The following is a 15062-nucleotide window of genomic DNA, read 5'->3' as shown; positions in this document are numbered from 1 at the left end:
GCGCGGCCGACGCGCGGGACGAGCCGCTCGTGGTGCTGCTCGGGCATCCCGACTACTACCCGCGCTTCGGATTCGGGCCCGCCGTCGACCTGGGCGTCACTCCGCCACAGCCCTGGGGGCCGCAGTACTTCATGGCCCGTCCGATGGCCGCGTGGCGCGACTCGATCCGGGGTGAGTTCCGCTACGCACTCCCGTTCGACGACCTGTGAGCACACCGCGCATCCGCCGACGGCGTGCCGCCGACCTCGACGGATGCGTCGCGGCGCTCGCCGAGGTCCACCGGGTCGACAGGTATCCCCTGAACTGGCCCGCCGACCCGCGCCGCTGGCTGAGTGAGCCGCGCCCGGACCACGCCTGGGTCGCTGTCGCCGACGACGCGGCGATCGTCGGGCACGTCGCGGTGCACCGGGTGGTGCCCGGGCCGGCGGGCGCGTCGCTGGGCCGGCCGACGGCCGAGGTGGCACGTTTGTTCGTGACGCCGAGCGCCCGGGGATTGGCGCTGGGCGGTGCGCTGCTGGACCGGGTTCACCAGTGGGCGAGCGCACATGGGACCGATCTGACGCTCGAGGTGACGTCCGACGGCGCCGCGGCCACCGCCCTCTACGAGCGGACCGGATGGCGGTGCACCGGGACCAGCACCGCTGCGTGGACCGCACCCGACGGCAGCGCGGTGTCGCTGCGTCACTACACGCTGTCCGGTGACGCCGTGCCGGCCATCGCCGCGAGCCGGCGGGCGAGCAGGGCCGCGGCGTCGCGCAACTCCGGAGGCTCCACCACCTCCACCTCGTAACTCAGACGGGCGAGGTGCGCGGCGAGCCAGTCCAGGCGCTCCCCGCCGACGACCAGCACGCACCACCCGTCGCGGTCGTCCTCGACCCGCCCCACCTGGGGTGGCACCACCTCCCGCACCTGGTCGACCGTCGCGCGCACACGTGCCCGGGCGAGATACCGGTACGACGCCTCGGTCACGGCCCGCTGCACGAAGGCGACCGGGTCCGGGTGCTCGCGCGCCCGGAAACGCCAGGTCGTCGCAAACGCGGCAGCCATCCGGTCCAGGCGGAACGTCCGCCAGTCGTCGCGGTCCACGTCCCAGGCCATCAGGTACCAGCGGCGACCTGTCGTGACCATCCGGACCGGCTCGACCGTCCGCTCGTGCTGCCCACCGTTGCGTGCCTCGTAGGTGAATCGCACCCGCACCGCGTCGCGGCAGGCCCGGGCCAGCGTCACCAGCACCTCCGCGTCGATCTCGGCCACCGGACCCATGAGCGTCTCCGTGGACCCGTGCACCGCCCGTACCTCGGCGCGCAACCGTGCCGGCATGACCTGGTCGAGCTTCGTGAGGGCCCGCAGGGCCGCCTCGCCCGCGCCGGCGATCGTGCCGCCCGAGGCGAGGCGCAGCGAGACCGCCGTCGCGATCGCCTCCTCGTCGTCGAGGAGCAGCGGTGGCAGGCGGGTGCCCGCACCGAGCTGGTAGCCACCACCGACCCCCGGCACCGCGTGCACGGGATAGCCGAGCGCACGTAGTCGCCGCACGTCACGACGCACGCAACGGTCGGTGACGCCGAGCTCGGCGGCGAGGTCCGCGGCCGTCCAGGATGGCCGCCGCTGGAGCAGCGCCAGCAGCCGCAACACTCGCTCGGTCGTCGCCTCGACGGTCACGCGCCGATCGTTACACAGAATGCGGAACGGTTCTGTCCGCTATCCACGAGAGGCTGGTCCCATGACCGACCAGGATCACGAGACAGGGAGCTGACATGGCCCGCGACATGCAGATCACCTTCGACTGCGCCGACCCCGCCGCGTTGGCGGCGTTCTGGGCCGAGGCCCTCGGCTACCAGGTACAGGGCCCGCCCGGGAACTTCGAGTCCTGGGAGCAGGCGCTCGACGCGATGGGGGTGCCGCCGGAGCACCGCAACGACGCGTCGGCGGTGGTCGACCCCGAGGGCTCGCGACCACGGCTGTTCTTCCAACGGGTTCCCGAGCCCAAGCAGGTCAAGAATCGCGTACACATCGATGTGCGGGCCGCACCCGGGCTGGAGGGTGACGAGCGGATGGCGGCCCTGGAGAAGGAGGCCGAGCGGCTCGCCGCGCACGGCGCCACCCGGCTCGGTCGCCACGAGCCCGCTCCCCCGCTGGGTGCCGGGCACCTCGTCATGGCCGACCCGGAGGGCAACGAGTTCTGCCTCGACTGACGCCACGTCCGCCCAGGTCACTGCCGCGATCACCGGATGTCATGCGAACATGTGTACGTGTCGCCCGGTGCCAGCATCCTGCACGCCGACCTGGACGCCTTCTACGCGTCGGTCGAGCAGCGCGACGATCCACGCCTGCGCGGCCGGCCGGTGATCGTCGGCGGGGGCGTGGTCCTCGCGGCCAGCTACGAGGCGAAGGCGCGGGGCGTCCGCAGCGCGATGGGCGGCCAGCAGGCACGCCGGCTGTGTCCGGACGCGATAGTGGTGCCGCCTCGGATGTCGGCGTACACGGCGGCGAGCCGCGCGGTCTTCGAGGTCTTCCGGCAGACCACTCCGCTGGTCGAGGGGATCTCCATAGACGAGGCGTTCCTGGACGTGGGTGGCCTGCGGCGGCTGGTCGGGCCACCGGCCGACATCGCGGCGCGGCTGCGTCGAGAGGTTCGTGAACGGGTCCACCTTCCGATCACGGTGGGTGTGGCCCGCACGAAGTTCCTGGCGAAGGTGGCCAGCGGGGTGGCGAAGCCGGACGGCTTGCTGGTAGTCGCACCGGACGCCGAGGTGGCGTTCCTGCACCCGCTTCCGGTCGAACGGTTGTGGGGCGTCGGCCCGGTCACCTCCGCGAAGCTGCGGGAGCACCGGATCCGTACCGTCGGCGAGGTGGCCCGGCTCGGTGAGGCCGCGTTGGTGTCGCTGCTCGGGTCCGGTGCCGGCCGGCACCTGCACGCCCTGGCGCACAACCGTGACCCACGCGCGGTGCAGGTTGGTCGCCGACGCGGCTCGATGGGTGCCCAACACGCGCTGAGTCGCACCCCGCGCGCCCCGGCGGAACTGGACGCCATCCTCGCCGGTCTGGTCGACCGGGTCACCCGGCGGATGCGCGCGGCCGGGCGGTCCGGTCGCACTGTGGTGCTGCGGCTGCGCTTCGGCGACTACAGCCGGGCGACCCGCTCGCACACCATCGGCAAGGCGACAGCGGACACGACGCCGCTGCTCGCCGCCGCGCGCGCATTGCTGCGGGCGGCCCAGTCCGAGATCGACAGTCGTGGTGTCACGCTGATCGGTGTGTCGGTGGGCAACCTGGACGACAGTCCGGTGCAGCCGGAGTTGCCGTTCCACCGCGACCCGGGCGCGGAGTTGGACGCCGCTGTCGACGCGGTCCGTGACCGGTTCGGCTCGACGGCGCTCACCCGTGCGGTCCTGCTCGGCCGGGAGCCGGGTGTCGAGATGCCGCTGCTGCCGGATTGACCGATCTGCGTGCGGTGTCCACGCGCGGAGGTGGGACAGGAGACACATCACAGCAGGTCGGCGGTTTAGCCGGCGGCCGACGGGTGACCCTTGGGGGGTACAGCCTGACAAGGGGGGACCCACCATGTCCGAGGACACCAGCAACCGAGCGAGCCGCGGCGCCGAGCGCCCGCACGACGTGACCGACCCGCTGCTCTGGCAACTGGCGATCGACGTGTTGAGCGCCCACGAGCCGGACGACGAGGGTCACTGCCGCAATCTCCAGTGCGCCGGGCAGGCCTGGCCCTGCGCTGCCCGTCAGGGCGCCGAGCATTCGCTGCGTCTGTCCCGCGGCGGGTCTGACTCCGTCGAGGTGACCGTCGACGGCGGGACCGATCTGGCATCGACCTCTCGCTGGGGTCGCAACGCCGGCCCGGTGGCGTCGCGTCGAGCGCCGAAGGCGTCCGCCTCGGCGGCGTGACTCGAACCCGGCCCGGCACTCGGGCTGACCAGCACCGAACACACGAACGCTCGGCCGATGACCCGGCCGAGCGTTCGTGTGCCGTCCGTCAGAGGCTGAGCTTCTGACCGGGGAAGATCAGACCCGGGTCGGCCCCGATCAGCTTCCGGTTGTGTTCGTACAGCGCCTGCCAGCCGCCGGACACCCGACGGGCGTCGGCGATCTCCGACAGGGTGTCGCCCGGCTTGACCAGGTACGTCTGGCCGCCGGCCGGCGCCGCGGTGCGTTCATGGTTGCGGGTCGCCGGCTGCTCGCCGCGCGACGGCCGCTCCTGCCGCTCGGTGGGCTTCGCGGTGGACTTCGTCGACTTCGCGGTGGACTTGGTCGACTTCGTGGCGGAGCCTCCCGACGAGCCGCCCTTCTTGCCGCAGGTCGGCCAGGCACCGATGCCCTGCCCGTCGAGCACCTTCTCGGCGATGGCGATCTGCTCGCCACGGCTGGCCAGGTCGGCGCGGGCGGCGTACTTCTTGCCGCCGTAACCGGCCCAGGTGCTCTGCGAGAACTGCAGGCCACCGAAGTAGCCGTTGCCGGTATTGATCTTCCAGTTACCGCCGGACTCGCACTTGGCGATCGCGTCCCAGTTGACTCCGGCCTGCGCCGGGGCGGCCGGGCCGAAGAGGGCGACAGCGCCGGTGACGGCACCGACGGCCAGGGTGCCGACGGCGAGGCGGCGGGTGGTGACCCGTCGATGACGGGGCGTGTGAACAGACGTCATGTGAGCTTCCTCCACGCCGGCGAGGTGAGCTGTCGGGTTCGGGCCGAGGAGCCCGGCCGCACGGTGGCGGCTTCACCCCGAGGTGACGTGCACCGAGGAACGTGTGGGTCCCCCGCTCCTGCCCGGGTGACTGGGTTCCGACGGCCGGGGGCAGGATTTGGCGTTGCCGGCCGCGGTGTCCGCAGTGGCGAACCCGACCGACGTTAGGCACGTTCGGTGACGATCGCCCAACCCCTGTGAAGTTCTTCACCGGGGTACGCGGGGCGCCGTCCGCAGCGGTTGCGGCCGGCCGGACACTGTGCAGAGAGCACTGTGGACCGGTACCGATCAGGCCTCGTGACGCAGCCAGGCCACGGTGTAGCACCGAGCGACTCGACGTGTCCGTTGGTGATCGGATGCACGACGCCGGTACGCCGAACCGGCCGGCGGGTCCCTGGTCGGGTGGCCCGCCGGCCGGGAGGTCGACCGTCTACAGAGTGCGCGCCAGCCGGTCGGCGAGCGTCCGGGTGAAGCGGGCCGGGTCGGTCAGCTCACCGCCCTCGGCGAGCACGGCCAGGCCGTAGAGCAGCTCGGCAGTCTCGGTCAGGGCCGCCTGGTCGCTCCCCTGCTCGTGGGCCTTGCGCAGCCCGGAGACCAGCGGGTGCCCGGGGTTGATCTCCAGGATCCGCTTGGTCGGGGGCACCTCGTGCCCCATGGCCCGGTACATCTTCTCCAGGGTCGGCGTGAGGTCGTGGGCGTCGCCGACCACGCAGGCCGGTGAGGTGGTCAGTCGCGACGACAGCCGGACCTCCCGGACGCTGTCGGTCAGCGTGGTGCCGAGCCACTCGAGCAGGCCGGCGAACTCCTGCCGCTGCTGCTCGCGCTCGGCCTCGGCCTGCTGCTTCTCCTCGTCGGTGTCCAGGTCGATCTCGCCCTTGGCGATCGAGCGCAGCGTCTTGCCGTCGTACGCGCCGACCCGCTCGACCCACACCTCGTCGACCTGGTCGGTGAGCAGCAGCACCTCGTGACCCTTGGCCCGGAAGGCCTCGAGGTGCGGCGAGTTCTCGATGGCGGCCCGGGACTCACCGGTGGCGTACCAGATGTCGCTCTGGCCGTCCTTCATCCGCGAGACGTAACCGGCCAGGTCGGTGGGCTCGGTCGCGTCGTGGGTGGAGGCGACGGAGAGGATGTCCAGCAGGGTGTCGCGGTTGTCGGTGTCGTCGATCAGCCCTTCCTTGACCACCGCGCCGAACTCGGTCCAGAAGGTGCGGTAGCGCTCGGCGTGGTTGGCCTTCAGGTCCTTGACCGTGGCGAGGATCTTCTTGACCAGGCGGCGACGGACGATCTGGATCTGCCGGTCCTGCTGGAGGATCTCCCGGGAGATGTTCAGCGACAGGTCGTGCGCGTCGACCACACCCTTGACGAAGCGCAGGTAGGTCGGGACGAGCGCTTCGCAGTCGTCCATGATGAAGACACGCTTGACGTAGAGCTGGACGCCTCGGCGGCCCTGCGGGGAGAACAGGTCCAGTGGGGCGTGGCTGGGCAGGAACAGCAGCGCCTCGTACTCGAAGGTGCCCTCGCCCTTCATGTGCACGACCTCGAGCGGGTCGGCCCAGTCGTGGCTGACGTGCTTGTAGAACTCGTTGTACTCGGCAGCGTCGACCTCGTCGCGGGGCCGCGCCCAGAGCGCCTTCATCGAGTTGAGGGTCTGCACCTCGCTGGTGGCGGCCTCGCCGTCGGCGCCGGGGCGTTCGACGGTCATCCGGATCGGCCAGGCGATGAAGTCGGAGTAGCGCTTGACGATGTCGCGGACGGTCCACTCTGCGGTGTAGTCGTGCAGGTTGTCCTCGGTGTCGGCCGGCTTGAGGTGCAGGGTCACAGTGGTGCCCTGCGGGGCCTCGTCCACCGCCTCGATCGAGTACGTGCCCTCGCCGGTGGACTCCCAGCGGGTGCCGCCGGTCTCGCCGGCCTTGCGGGTGACCAGGGTGACCCGGTCGGCGACCATGAACGCGGCGTAGAAGCCGACGCCGAACTGGCCGATCAGGTCCTGCGAGGCGCGCGCGTCGGCGGATTCCCGCAGTTGGCGCAGCAGCTCGGCGGTGCCCGACTTGGCGATGGTGCCGATCAACTGGACGACCTCGTCGCGGGTCATCCCGATGCCGTTGTCCCGCACGCTGAGGGTGCGGGCGTCCTTGTCGACCTCGATCGTCACGTGCAGGTCGTCGGTGTCGGCGACGAGGTCCTTGTCGACGAGAGTGGCCAGCCGCAGCTTGTCCAGGGCGTCGGAGGCGTTCGAGATGAGCTCCCGCAGGAAGACGTCCTTGTTCGAATAGATCGAGTGGACCACCAACTGGAGGAGCTGACGCGCCTCGGCCTGGAACTCCAACGTTTCGGCCTGGTTGCTCACACCGTCTCCCATCTCGGCTCGTGCGGGGTTTCGCGGAAAGGATACGAGTCGTCACGGGCCGGGGTGCCGCCGCGTCCGGGTCGCATTCCCGATTGAGGGGGGCGTCGGTGTGACATGGCTGACTTTGGTTAACAGAAGTCAGGTGGGATAGCGTGACCGCCATGAAGATCTCTGGAAGCACCGCCCTCGTCACCGGCGCCAACCGTGGCCTCGGCCGCCACCTGGCCGCCGAACTCCTCGCCCGTGGCGCCACCGTCTACGCCGGCGCGCGCAACCCGGACGCCGTGGACCTCCCCGGCGTGACGCCGGTGCGCCTGGACATCACCGACCCCGCCTCGGTGGCCGCCGCCGCCGAGCTTGCCGGCGGCGTGAACCTGCTGATCAACAACGCGGGCATCGACACCCGGACCGACCTCCTCGACGGCGACCTGGACCTCGTCCGGCTGGAGCTGGAGACCCACTACATCGGCACCCTGTCCACGGTCCGGGCGTTCGCGCCGGTCATCGCCGGCAACGGCGGCGGAACGATCCTCAACGTGCTCTCCGTGCTGTCCTGGGTGAACTTCCCGATGCACGCCGCCTACGGTGCCGCGAAGTCCGCCGAGTGGGCGATGACCAACGCGCTGCGCCTCCAGCTCGCCGAGCGGGGCGTCCGGGTCGCCGGCCTGCACGTCGGCTACCTGGACACCGACATGGCCGCCAATGTGACCGGCCCGAAGTCCGACCCGGCGGTGATCGCCCGGCTCAGCGTGGACGGTATCGAGGCCGACGCGTACGAGATCGTCGCCGACGACGTCAGCCGGCGGGTGCAGGCCGGGTTCCCCGGGGGCGTGGCGGCGCTCTACCCCCAGCTCCCCTGACCCACGACGCGACGGGCCGCCGCCAGCAAGCACCGGCGGCGGCCCACCTGCACGGGTACGCGCTCAGCTCGCCTGCAACGCCACGTCGTCGAGCACGAAGCTGGTCTGCAACGACGAGTCCTCGGTGCCGGTGAACTTCAGGGTCACCGTCTGACCGGCGAACCCGGCCACGTTGAAGCTGCGCTGGGTGTAGCCGGCGGCCGCGTTCAGATTCGAGTACGTCGCCAGCGTGGTGGAGCCCACCTGCACGGTGAGCCGGTCGTACGCCGTGGAGCCGGTCGTCTCGGCGGTGTCGACGTGCAGCCAGAACGACAGCGTGTAGCTGGCACAGCCGGCCGGCACCGTCACCGACTGCGACAGGCTCTCAGTGCTGGAGCTGCCGTTGCCGCCCAGCCACGCCTTGTACGACCCGGTCCGGGCCGGCTGGCTGCTGGAATTGGTGATCACGCCGGAGGACGCGGTCCACGGGGTGCTGCCGCTCTCGAAGCCGCCGTTCCCGATCACCTGACCACCGGTGCAGGTCGGGGTGCCGCCGCTCACGGCGAGCTGCCACAACGCGTACGCGACGCCATCGGCCGCCCGGTTCAGCACGGTGGCGCTGACGTTGGCGGTGGTGTCGCAGGACCGGTGGTAGCAGGGGTCGTATGCGGCGTTGGCGGTGCCGCCCCACTTGGCCGCCTGGGCGCTGGTCTTGCGGGCGCTGGCGCCGGCGGCGTAGCCGGAGGTGGGGATGCCGGCCTGCTGGAAGTAGTAGTCGTCGGAGCGGCCCTGACCCTCGACGTTCTCCTCGGGTTGCAGACCCAACGAGTCCCAGTACGCCTTCAGCGGCGCCGCCGTGGTCGAGGTGACCCGGTTGATGAAGTAGCCGCCGTTGATAGAGCCGACCATGTCGAAGTTGTAGTAGCCCTTGATGTAGCCGCGCTGGGTGGAGTTGAGCGAGTTGACGTAGAAGCGGGAGCCGTTGAGGCCCTGCTCCTCGTCGGTCCACCAGGCGAACCTGACCTTCTTCGTCATGGTCGGGTTCTGCGCGGCCAGGACCAGCGCGTTCTCCAGCAGGGTCGCCGAGCCGGTGGCGTTGTCGTTGATGCCGGGACCGGCCGAGACACCGTCCAGGTGGGCGCCGAACATGACCACCTGGTCGGTCGGACCGCCTCGCCACTCCGCGATGAGGTTGTTCGACGGGTACCGGCAGCTGGAGCAGTACTGCTCACTGACGGTGTAGCCGGCGGACTGCAGCCTGCTCTTGACGTAGGCGAGCGAGGCCGTGTAGCCGGCCGAGCCGGCCCGCCGGTTACCGCCGTTGTTGGTGGCGATGCTGTTGAACTGGGTGAGGTGGGCTTGGACATTGGTGACCGAAATGTCCGGTGCAGCCAGCGCGGCAACGGTGGCGGCGATCGGCCGGGCCATCGTCGTCGCGGTCGTGGGTGACGCGGCCACCGGCTGTGCGGCCAGCGCCACCGTCATCCCGGCGAACACGGCGAGCGCGACTCCCGCGCTCAGCGTTCTGCCTCTCATGGGGGCTCCTCGGGGGTTAAAGGGATACCCGAGACACTTACAGATGTCGATGCATTGGGCATCGGTCGTTCGTCCCGAACCACCGACGGTTCGACGGTGGGTACCGGCGTCGGCACAGGTGAGTAGAGGTGCCAGGATGGGTAGGTAACGCCAGCAGGGGTCGTCGGGCCCGGAACGGGGGCTTGCGATGGAGCCGGGTCGAGCGTGACACGACCCAGCATTGACCTGTTCAGCGGCGGTGGCGACACCGGTCGGCTGATGGCCGGGCTGGACTGGGCCCGTACGCCGCTCGGCCCGGTCGACGGGTGGCCGCAGAGCCTGCGGGTCGCGGTCCGGCTGGTCCTCTCCTCCCGGTACCCCATGCTGCTGCTCTGGGGCGAGGGGTTCTCCCAGCTCTACAACGACGCGTACTCCACGCTGATCGGCGACAAGCACCCCGCCGCGCTCGGCAACGACGTGCGGGTGACCCTGGCCGAGGGCTGGGACGTGCTCGCCCCGCTGGTCCAGCAGGCCATGACGACGGGGGTGGCCAGCTGGGTCCCGGCCCTGCGGCTGCTGCTGGAGCGGGCCGGCTACCGCGAGGAGGCGTACTTCAGCGTCTCGCACGCCCCGGCCCGGGACGACGACGGCCGTACCGTCGGCGTGTTCACCGTGTGCAGCGAGGTCACCGAGCAGGTGGTCGGCGAACGTCGGCTGCGGCTGCTGCGCGACCTGTCCGTCCTCGGAGACGGTCGCACCGTCGACGTGGACGCGACAGGCGCCCGGCTGATCGACACGATCGGCGGCCACCCGCTGGACGTGCCGTTCGCCGCCATCTACCTGCGCGACGGCGCGTCCCTGCGGCGGGTCGCCCACACCGGCGGCGTCCAGGGCGCGCTGCCGGACACCGTCGACCTGGCCGACGCGGGCCCGATCGCGCACGCCTGGGGGCTGCCGGACGCCGCGGAGGGTCGCCCGGCTCAGGTCTCCGACGTCGCCGACCGGATGACGCTGCCCGCCGGCGCGTGGGACGACCCGGTCCACACCGCGCTGGCGCTGCCACTGCCGTCCGGCGACGAGGACCAGCCACTCGGTGTCCTGCTGGCCGGGGTCAGCCCGAGCCGACGGCTCGACGAGGCGTACCGGTCCTTCCACCAACTCCTGGCGCAACAGGCGTCCCTGGCGTTGCGCAACGCCCAGGAGTACGAGGAGGAGCGGCGCCGGATCGAGGCGTTGGCCGAGCTCGATCGGGTGAAGACCGACTTCTTCGCCAACGTCAGCCACGAGTTCCGTACCCCGTTGACACTCATGCTCGGCCCGCTGGCCGACGCCCTCACCGACGCCACCGCACCCCTGGCGACCGTGCAGCGGGAGCGGGTGGAGACCGCCTGGCGCAACGCCACCCGGCTGCTGACGCTCGTCAACAGCCTGCTCACCTTCTCCAGCCTGGAAGCCGGTCGCGCTCGTAGCGATGCCCGGACTGTCGACCTGTCCGCGCTCACCGCGGAGCTCGCCGGCGTGTTCCGGGCCGCCGTGGAGCGGGCCGGGCTGACCCTGGAGGTGGTCTGCCCGCCGCTGCCACGGCCGGTCACGATCGACCCGGTCAACTGGGAACGCATCGTCACCAATCTGCTGTCCAACGCCCTGAAGTACACGTTCATCGGCCGGATCCGGGTCACCCTCGACGCCGACGACGAGGAGGTACGCCTCACCGTCGCGGACACCGGCATCGGCATCGCCGAGCAGGACCTGCCGAAGCTCTTCGACCGCTTCCACCGGGTGCGGGGGGCGCGCTCGCGCAGCCACGAGGGCACCGGCATCGGCCTGGCCCTGGTGCACGAGTTGGCCCGACTGGAGGGCGGCGAGGTGCGGGTGACCAGCCGGGTGGGTGTCGGCAGCACCTTCACCGTGGTGCTGCCCTGGTCGGCGACACGCCGTAACGCGGTGGCCGACCCTCCGGTGGAACGGCGGGGTGACGCGGCCCGCGCCGCCGTGGAGGAGGCGACCGGCTGGCTCGCCGAGGCCAGCGACAACCCGACGGAGCCCGAGCACGCCTCCGGGCCGACAGTGGACGAGCTGGCCGGCGCGCGGATCCTGGTCGCCGACGACAACACCGACATGCGGGCGTACCTCAGCCGGCTGCTCACCGGGCAGGGCTGGCGGGTACGGGCCGTCACCGACGGTCGGAAGGCCCTCGACGAGATCCACCGCGAACGACCCGACCTGGTCCTCACCGACGTGATGATGCCGGTGCTGGACGGTTTCGACCTGCTGCGCCAACTCCGCGCGGACCCGACGACCCGGACGCTGCCGGTGCTGGTGCTGTCCGCCCGTGCCGGCGGTGAGGCCAGCGTGGAGGGCTTCGGCCTGGGCGCCGACGACTACCTGGTGAAGCCGTTCGCCGCGACCGAGCTGATCGCCCGGATCCGGGCCGCCATCCGGCGGGCCCGCGACCGCCACGACCCGGCCGGCACGGGGACGGGCGACGCCCCATCGGCACGAGCCGGCGCGGTCGCGGCGGTCGCGGAGCCGACGGCCGAGGACGGGGGGACGGCGGTCGGGGGGACGGCGGACGGCGTCGCCACCGGCAGGCCGGACTCCGGCGCGTCCGCGCGCGATGCTCTGGCCGACCGGAACGGCACCGACGACGTCCTGGACACCAGCTGGGCGTACCCGTCCGCGCCCACCTCGGCGGCGGCGATGCGCAGAGACGTCCGACGGACGCTGTGCGACCTCGCCGTCGACCCGGACGTGCTGGAGGACCTGCTGCTGGCCGCGTCCGAGGCGGTGAACAACGCCGTCGAGCACGCACAGCGGCCCAGCCGTCCGGAGGTACGGGTACGGGTCCAGGTGGGTGACGGTCTGGTCCGGATCTCGGTGCGGGACTTCGGCACCTGGCGGGACCGCCGACCGGCGATGGACCGGGGCCGCGGCGCGCTGCTGATGAACGCCTACGGCGACGTGCGGCTGGTCTCCACCGCCGAGGGGACGACGGTGACCATCGAACGCCGGCTGGACGACCCGGCCTGAGTGGCCGGCCCGGGGCAACCAGCAGTCTGCGTCAGAGCTGACCACCGGCGGCGTCGCGGGCGATGATGCCGTCGAGCCGCTCCCCCGGGGTCAGCAGTGTCGGATCGAACCAGAAGATCACCACCTGCTTGTCGACACTCCACCGGGCAAGGCGGGCATCGACCTGCCGCCCGTCCACGGTGCCGATGACGCGGTGGGCGGGGCCGACGAAGTAGCCGAAGGTGGGCACCGGCGTGGTCGACGAACGCTCGTCGTAGCCGATCTGGTGGAACCCGGGGCGGCGGTCAGCCCCCTCCACGTCGTTGACCAGGATGTCCGTGGTCAGCATGCCGTCCGGGAGGCGACGACCGGCGGCCAGCCCGATGGTCACCTTCGGTTCGCCGGGCACGGACACCCGAACGACGTAGTACACCCGCTGCTCGGTGCCGTACCGCACCTTGCTGTCGATCACCTGGCCCAGCGGTTTCGGGGACGGCACGTCGCCGGCCGGCGGCGGAGGGGTGGGCTCCATCGACCGCGCCAGCGTCGGCGGGGAACCGGACGGTGTCGGGGCGACGGCCGTCGGCGGTGGCCGATCGGCCGTCGGCGGACCGCCGGTCCGGGCGTCGACCGCCACCACGACGACGACGGCCAACCCGGCAGCGAGCGTCGCCGCGCCGGCTCCGGCAAGCCGCCGACGGGTACGCAACCGTCGCCCGTCGCGCATCACGGCGGCCAGGTCGAGGACGGTGTCGGGGCGCTCGGTCTCCCGCATGGCGTGGCGGAGCTGCTCCAGCTCGCTCATCGGCGCGCCTCCTCGTCGGCGTGCCGCGGCGCCGCGGCGCGTAGTTTCTGCAGGGCCCGCGAGCTGGTGCTCTTGACCGTGCCCACGGATACGGCGAGCTCCCGGGCCACCTGCGCCTCCGGTAGGTCGAAGTAGTACCGCAGCACGACGATGGCCCGCTCCCGAGGGCTGAGCGCGCCGAGGATGCTGATCAGCCAGCGCCGGGTGGTGACCTCGTCGGCCACGTCTCCGCGCCGTTGCTCCGGCACCTCGTCGGTCGCGTACTCGCGCATCGGCCGGCGCCACCCGTCCACCAGGTGATTGACCAGGGTGCGCCGGGCGTACCCGTAGGCGTCGTCGTCGTGGACCCGCGACCAGGACGCGTACGTGCGGGTAAGGGCGGTCTGCGCGGCGTCCTCGGCCAGGTGGTGATCGCCGGTCATCAGGAACGCGGCGTGAACGAGTCGCGCGGACGCCGCCCGCGCGAACTCGACGAACTCCGCGTCGCCCCGCGCCACCGTGAACCTCCCCCGTGCCACACCGCTATGGACGGGTCAGGTCGGCGAAAGGTTGAGCGGTGGGTCACATCAACTTTTCGCCACGGTCACCCGTCTTCTCCTCCGCGCCGCCGCCGAAGGCTGCGCGAGGGGAGAGACATGTCGACGAAGGCTACCCACCGATGGCGTTCCGCCTCGGCGACGCTGCTACTGGTGGTGGCGCTGCTCACCGGATGCGGACTGCCAGCCGACGGGCGACCTGCGAACGATCCCGTCGCCGACGGACCGTCGCCCGACGGACCCCTCGCGCCGGTCGCCACTGGCGGACCGACCGGGGTCGTCGACGTGGTACCCAGTTCGGTGCCTGTCGTCCCGATCAGCTACCCCGCCTCCGGCGGGAACCGGTGGGCGACAGCGCCCGCCGAGACGGCGCCGGCGCGGACCGGCCGTGGCACGTTGATGCGGTACCGCGTCGCCGTGGAACGCGACATCCGTGGTCTGCCGGTGGAGGACATCGCCACCGCGGTCACCGAGACCCTGAACGACCCACGCGGTTGGACGGCTGGCGGGGCCTGGCGACTGCGCCGGGTCGGCGCCGACGATCCGACCGACTTCACCATCTACCTGGCCACTCCCGGCACCCGCGACACTCTCTGCCAGGACCAGCCGGAGGGCTACACCTCGTGCCGCAACGGTGGTCGGGTGGTGCTCAACGTGGCGCGCTGGGTCAAGGGGGTGCCCGGGTACGGGGCGAGTCTTGCCACCTACCGGGAGTACATGGTCAACCACGAGGTGGGGCACAAACTCGGGTTCGGTCACGAGCGGTGCCCCGGGCGGGGCCGACCCGCGCCGGTGATGCAGCAACAGACGCTGGGTCTGCACGGCTGCACCGCGAACGCCTGGCCGTACCCGCAGGGCAAGGTCCGCTACAGCGGGCCGGTCGGGGCGTACGACGACAGGATCCCGCGTCGCGAAGGCGCGTATTCCGCGCACTGACCCCGATCGACCGACGGCGGCGCCTCAGGGGCGGCGGCCACGTTCCCGCTCCAGGCGCTCGTCCAGTCTGCCCAACTCGTAGACGGCGTTGAGGCTGGTCGGCAGACGGCTGACATTGTCCGGCACGGGACCGGGACCGGGATCAGGAGCGGGGGCCGGGGCGGGCGTCGGCGCGGCGGAGGGGCCTGGGGCACGGCGACGCACGAACAGCAGGGCCAGCACCGCCAGAACACCGAGGAGCAGCAGGTAGGACACGGGCGGCCACCGGTCGCGGTCGGAGTCGGCCGGCGGCGCGGCGACCGGCCGACCGATCCCGCGACGTGCCGGTCAGCGCCGAGGTCACCGCACAGGTCACCGGAGGAAAGGTCGTCGTCGTACGCATCGC

At 71.7% G+C, this 15062-nt stretch carries 14 protein-coding genes, 1 pseudogene and 1 riboswitch; of the genes and pseudogenes, 8 read left to right on the top strand and 7 right to left on the bottom strand.

Annotated features, from left to right (window positions below):
• Nucleotides 1–209, top strand: a pseudogene (locus ACWCO3_RS19585) (GNAT family N-acetyltransferase); the annotation flags it as partial.
• Complete coding sequence (locus ACWCO3_RS19580) at nucleotides 206–790, top strand: GNAT family N-acetyltransferase (protein WP_450011319.1); 585 nt, start codon at nucleotides 206–208, stop codon at nucleotides 788–790. The pseudogene ACWCO3_RS19585 and the gene ACWCO3_RS19580, both read left to right, overlap by 4 nt.
• Here the strand turns inward: ACWCO3_RS19580 and ACWCO3_RS19575 are convergent.
• Nucleotides 685–1659, bottom strand: a complete 975-nt coding sequence (locus ACWCO3_RS19575; protein ID WP_145782654.1) for a helix-turn-helix transcriptional regulator — start codon at nucleotides 1657–1659, stop codon at nucleotides 685–687. The two genes, ACWCO3_RS19580 and ACWCO3_RS19575, sit on opposite strands and share 106 nt — an antisense overlap.
• 95 nt (nucleotides 1660–1754) lie before the next feature.
• Here ACWCO3_RS19575 and ACWCO3_RS19570 point away from each other — a divergent pair, with 95 nt between their 5' ends.
• From ACWCO3_RS19570 to ACWCO3_RS19560, 3 genes are all read left to right on the top strand, one after another.
• Nucleotides 1755–2192 carry a VOC family protein gene (locus ACWCO3_RS19570; RefSeq protein WP_358052896.1) on the top strand — a complete coding sequence of 146 codons (438 nt, stop codon included), beginning with the start codon at nucleotides 1755–1757 and terminating at the stop codon, nucleotides 2190–2192.
• A 36-nt stretch (nucleotides 2193–2228) separates the two neighbouring features.
• Complete coding sequence (gene dinB, locus ACWCO3_RS19565) at nucleotides 2229–3437, top strand: DNA polymerase IV (RefSeq protein WP_423435671.1); 1209 nt, start codon at nucleotides 2229–2231, stop codon at nucleotides 3435–3437.
• 124 nt (nucleotides 3438–3561) lie between these two features.
• Complete coding sequence (locus tag ACWCO3_RS19560) at nucleotides 3562–3897, top strand: hypothetical protein (protein ID WP_145782660.1); 336 nt, start codon at nucleotides 3562–3564, stop codon at nucleotides 3895–3897.
• 88 nt (nucleotides 3898–3985) lie between these two features.
• Here ACWCO3_RS19560 and ACWCO3_RS19555 read toward each other — a convergent pair whose 3' ends face one another.
• Together ACWCO3_RS19555 and htpG are read right to left on the bottom strand one after the other, a co-directional pair.
• A complete protein-coding gene (locus tag ACWCO3_RS19555; protein ID WP_423435670.1) occupies nucleotides 3986–4651 on the bottom strand; it encodes a transglycosylase family protein in 666 nt (221 codons plus the stop codon).
• Nucleotides 4652–4792: riboswitch (cyclic di-AMP (ydaO/yuaA leader) on the bottom strand.
• 328 nt (nucleotides 4793–5120) lie between these two features.
• The gene (htpG, locus tag ACWCO3_RS19550) at nucleotides 5121–7049 is read right to left on the bottom strand and encodes a molecular chaperone HtpG (protein WP_358168079.1); all 1929 of its coding nucleotides are present in this window, start codon (nucleotides 7047–7049) and stop codon (nucleotides 5121–5123) included.
• 149 nt (nucleotides 7050–7198) lie between these two features.
• Between htpG and ACWCO3_RS19545 the strand changes: the two genes are divergently transcribed.
• Complete coding sequence (locus tag ACWCO3_RS19545; protein ID WP_450011314.1) at nucleotides 7199–7897, top strand: SDR family oxidoreductase; 699 nt, start codon at nucleotides 7199–7201, stop codon at nucleotides 7895–7897.
• Nucleotides 7898–7960: 63 nt separating this feature from the next.
• Here the strand turns inward: ACWCO3_RS19545 and ACWCO3_RS19540 are convergent, their stop codons facing one another.
• Nucleotides 7961–9412: a M28 family peptidase gene (locus ACWCO3_RS19540; RefSeq protein WP_450011312.1), complete on the bottom strand. Its 1452-nt coding sequence runs from the start codon at nucleotides 9410–9412 to the stop codon at nucleotides 7961–7963.
• 204 nt (nucleotides 9413–9616) lie between these two features.
• Between ACWCO3_RS19540 and ACWCO3_RS19535 the strand changes: the two genes are divergently transcribed.
• Nucleotides 9617–12421: an ATP-binding protein gene (locus ACWCO3_RS19535; RefSeq protein ID WP_450011310.1), complete on the top strand. Its 2805-nt coding sequence runs from the start codon at nucleotides 9617–9619 to the stop codon at nucleotides 12419–12421.
• A 31-nt stretch (nucleotides 12422–12452) separates the two neighbouring features.
• On the opposite strand, the gene ACWCO3_RS19530 is transcribed toward ACWCO3_RS19535, so the two are convergent.
• Nucleotides 12453–13205, bottom strand: coding sequence for a hypothetical protein (locus tag ACWCO3_RS19530; RefSeq protein ID WP_145782671.1), 753 nt, complete (start codon nucleotides 13203–13205; stop codon nucleotides 12453–12455).
• Nucleotides 13202–13702 (bottom strand): SigE family RNA polymerase sigma factor, encoded by a 501-nt coding sequence (locus tag ACWCO3_RS19525; protein WP_450011308.1) that lies wholly within the window; start codon nucleotides 13700–13702, stop codon nucleotides 13202–13204. Before ACWCO3_RS19525 ends, ACWCO3_RS19530 begins: the two co-directional genes overlap by 4 nt.
• Before the next feature lie 138 nt (nucleotides 13703–13840).
• Between ACWCO3_RS19525 and ACWCO3_RS19520 the strand changes: the two genes are divergently transcribed.
• Entirely contained in the window at nucleotides 13841–14677 is an 837-nt protein-coding gene (locus ACWCO3_RS19520) for a DUF3152 domain-containing protein (RefSeq protein ID WP_145782675.1), read from the top strand.
• A 24-nt stretch (nucleotides 14678–14701) separates the two neighbouring features.
• On the opposite strand, the gene ACWCO3_RS19515 is transcribed toward ACWCO3_RS19520, so the two are convergent.
• The gene (locus ACWCO3_RS19515) at nucleotides 14702–14932 is read right to left on the bottom strand and encodes a hypothetical protein (RefSeq protein WP_450011305.1); all 231 of its coding nucleotides are present in this window, start codon (nucleotides 14930–14932) and stop codon (nucleotides 14702–14704) included.
• Nucleotides 14933–15062: the final 130 nt, after the last annotated feature.

Source organism: Micromonospora sp. NPDC002411 (assembly GCF_053592955.1).
Note: the sequence above shows the minus strand (reverse complement) of the source record. Positions and strands in the feature narration are given on the sequence as shown.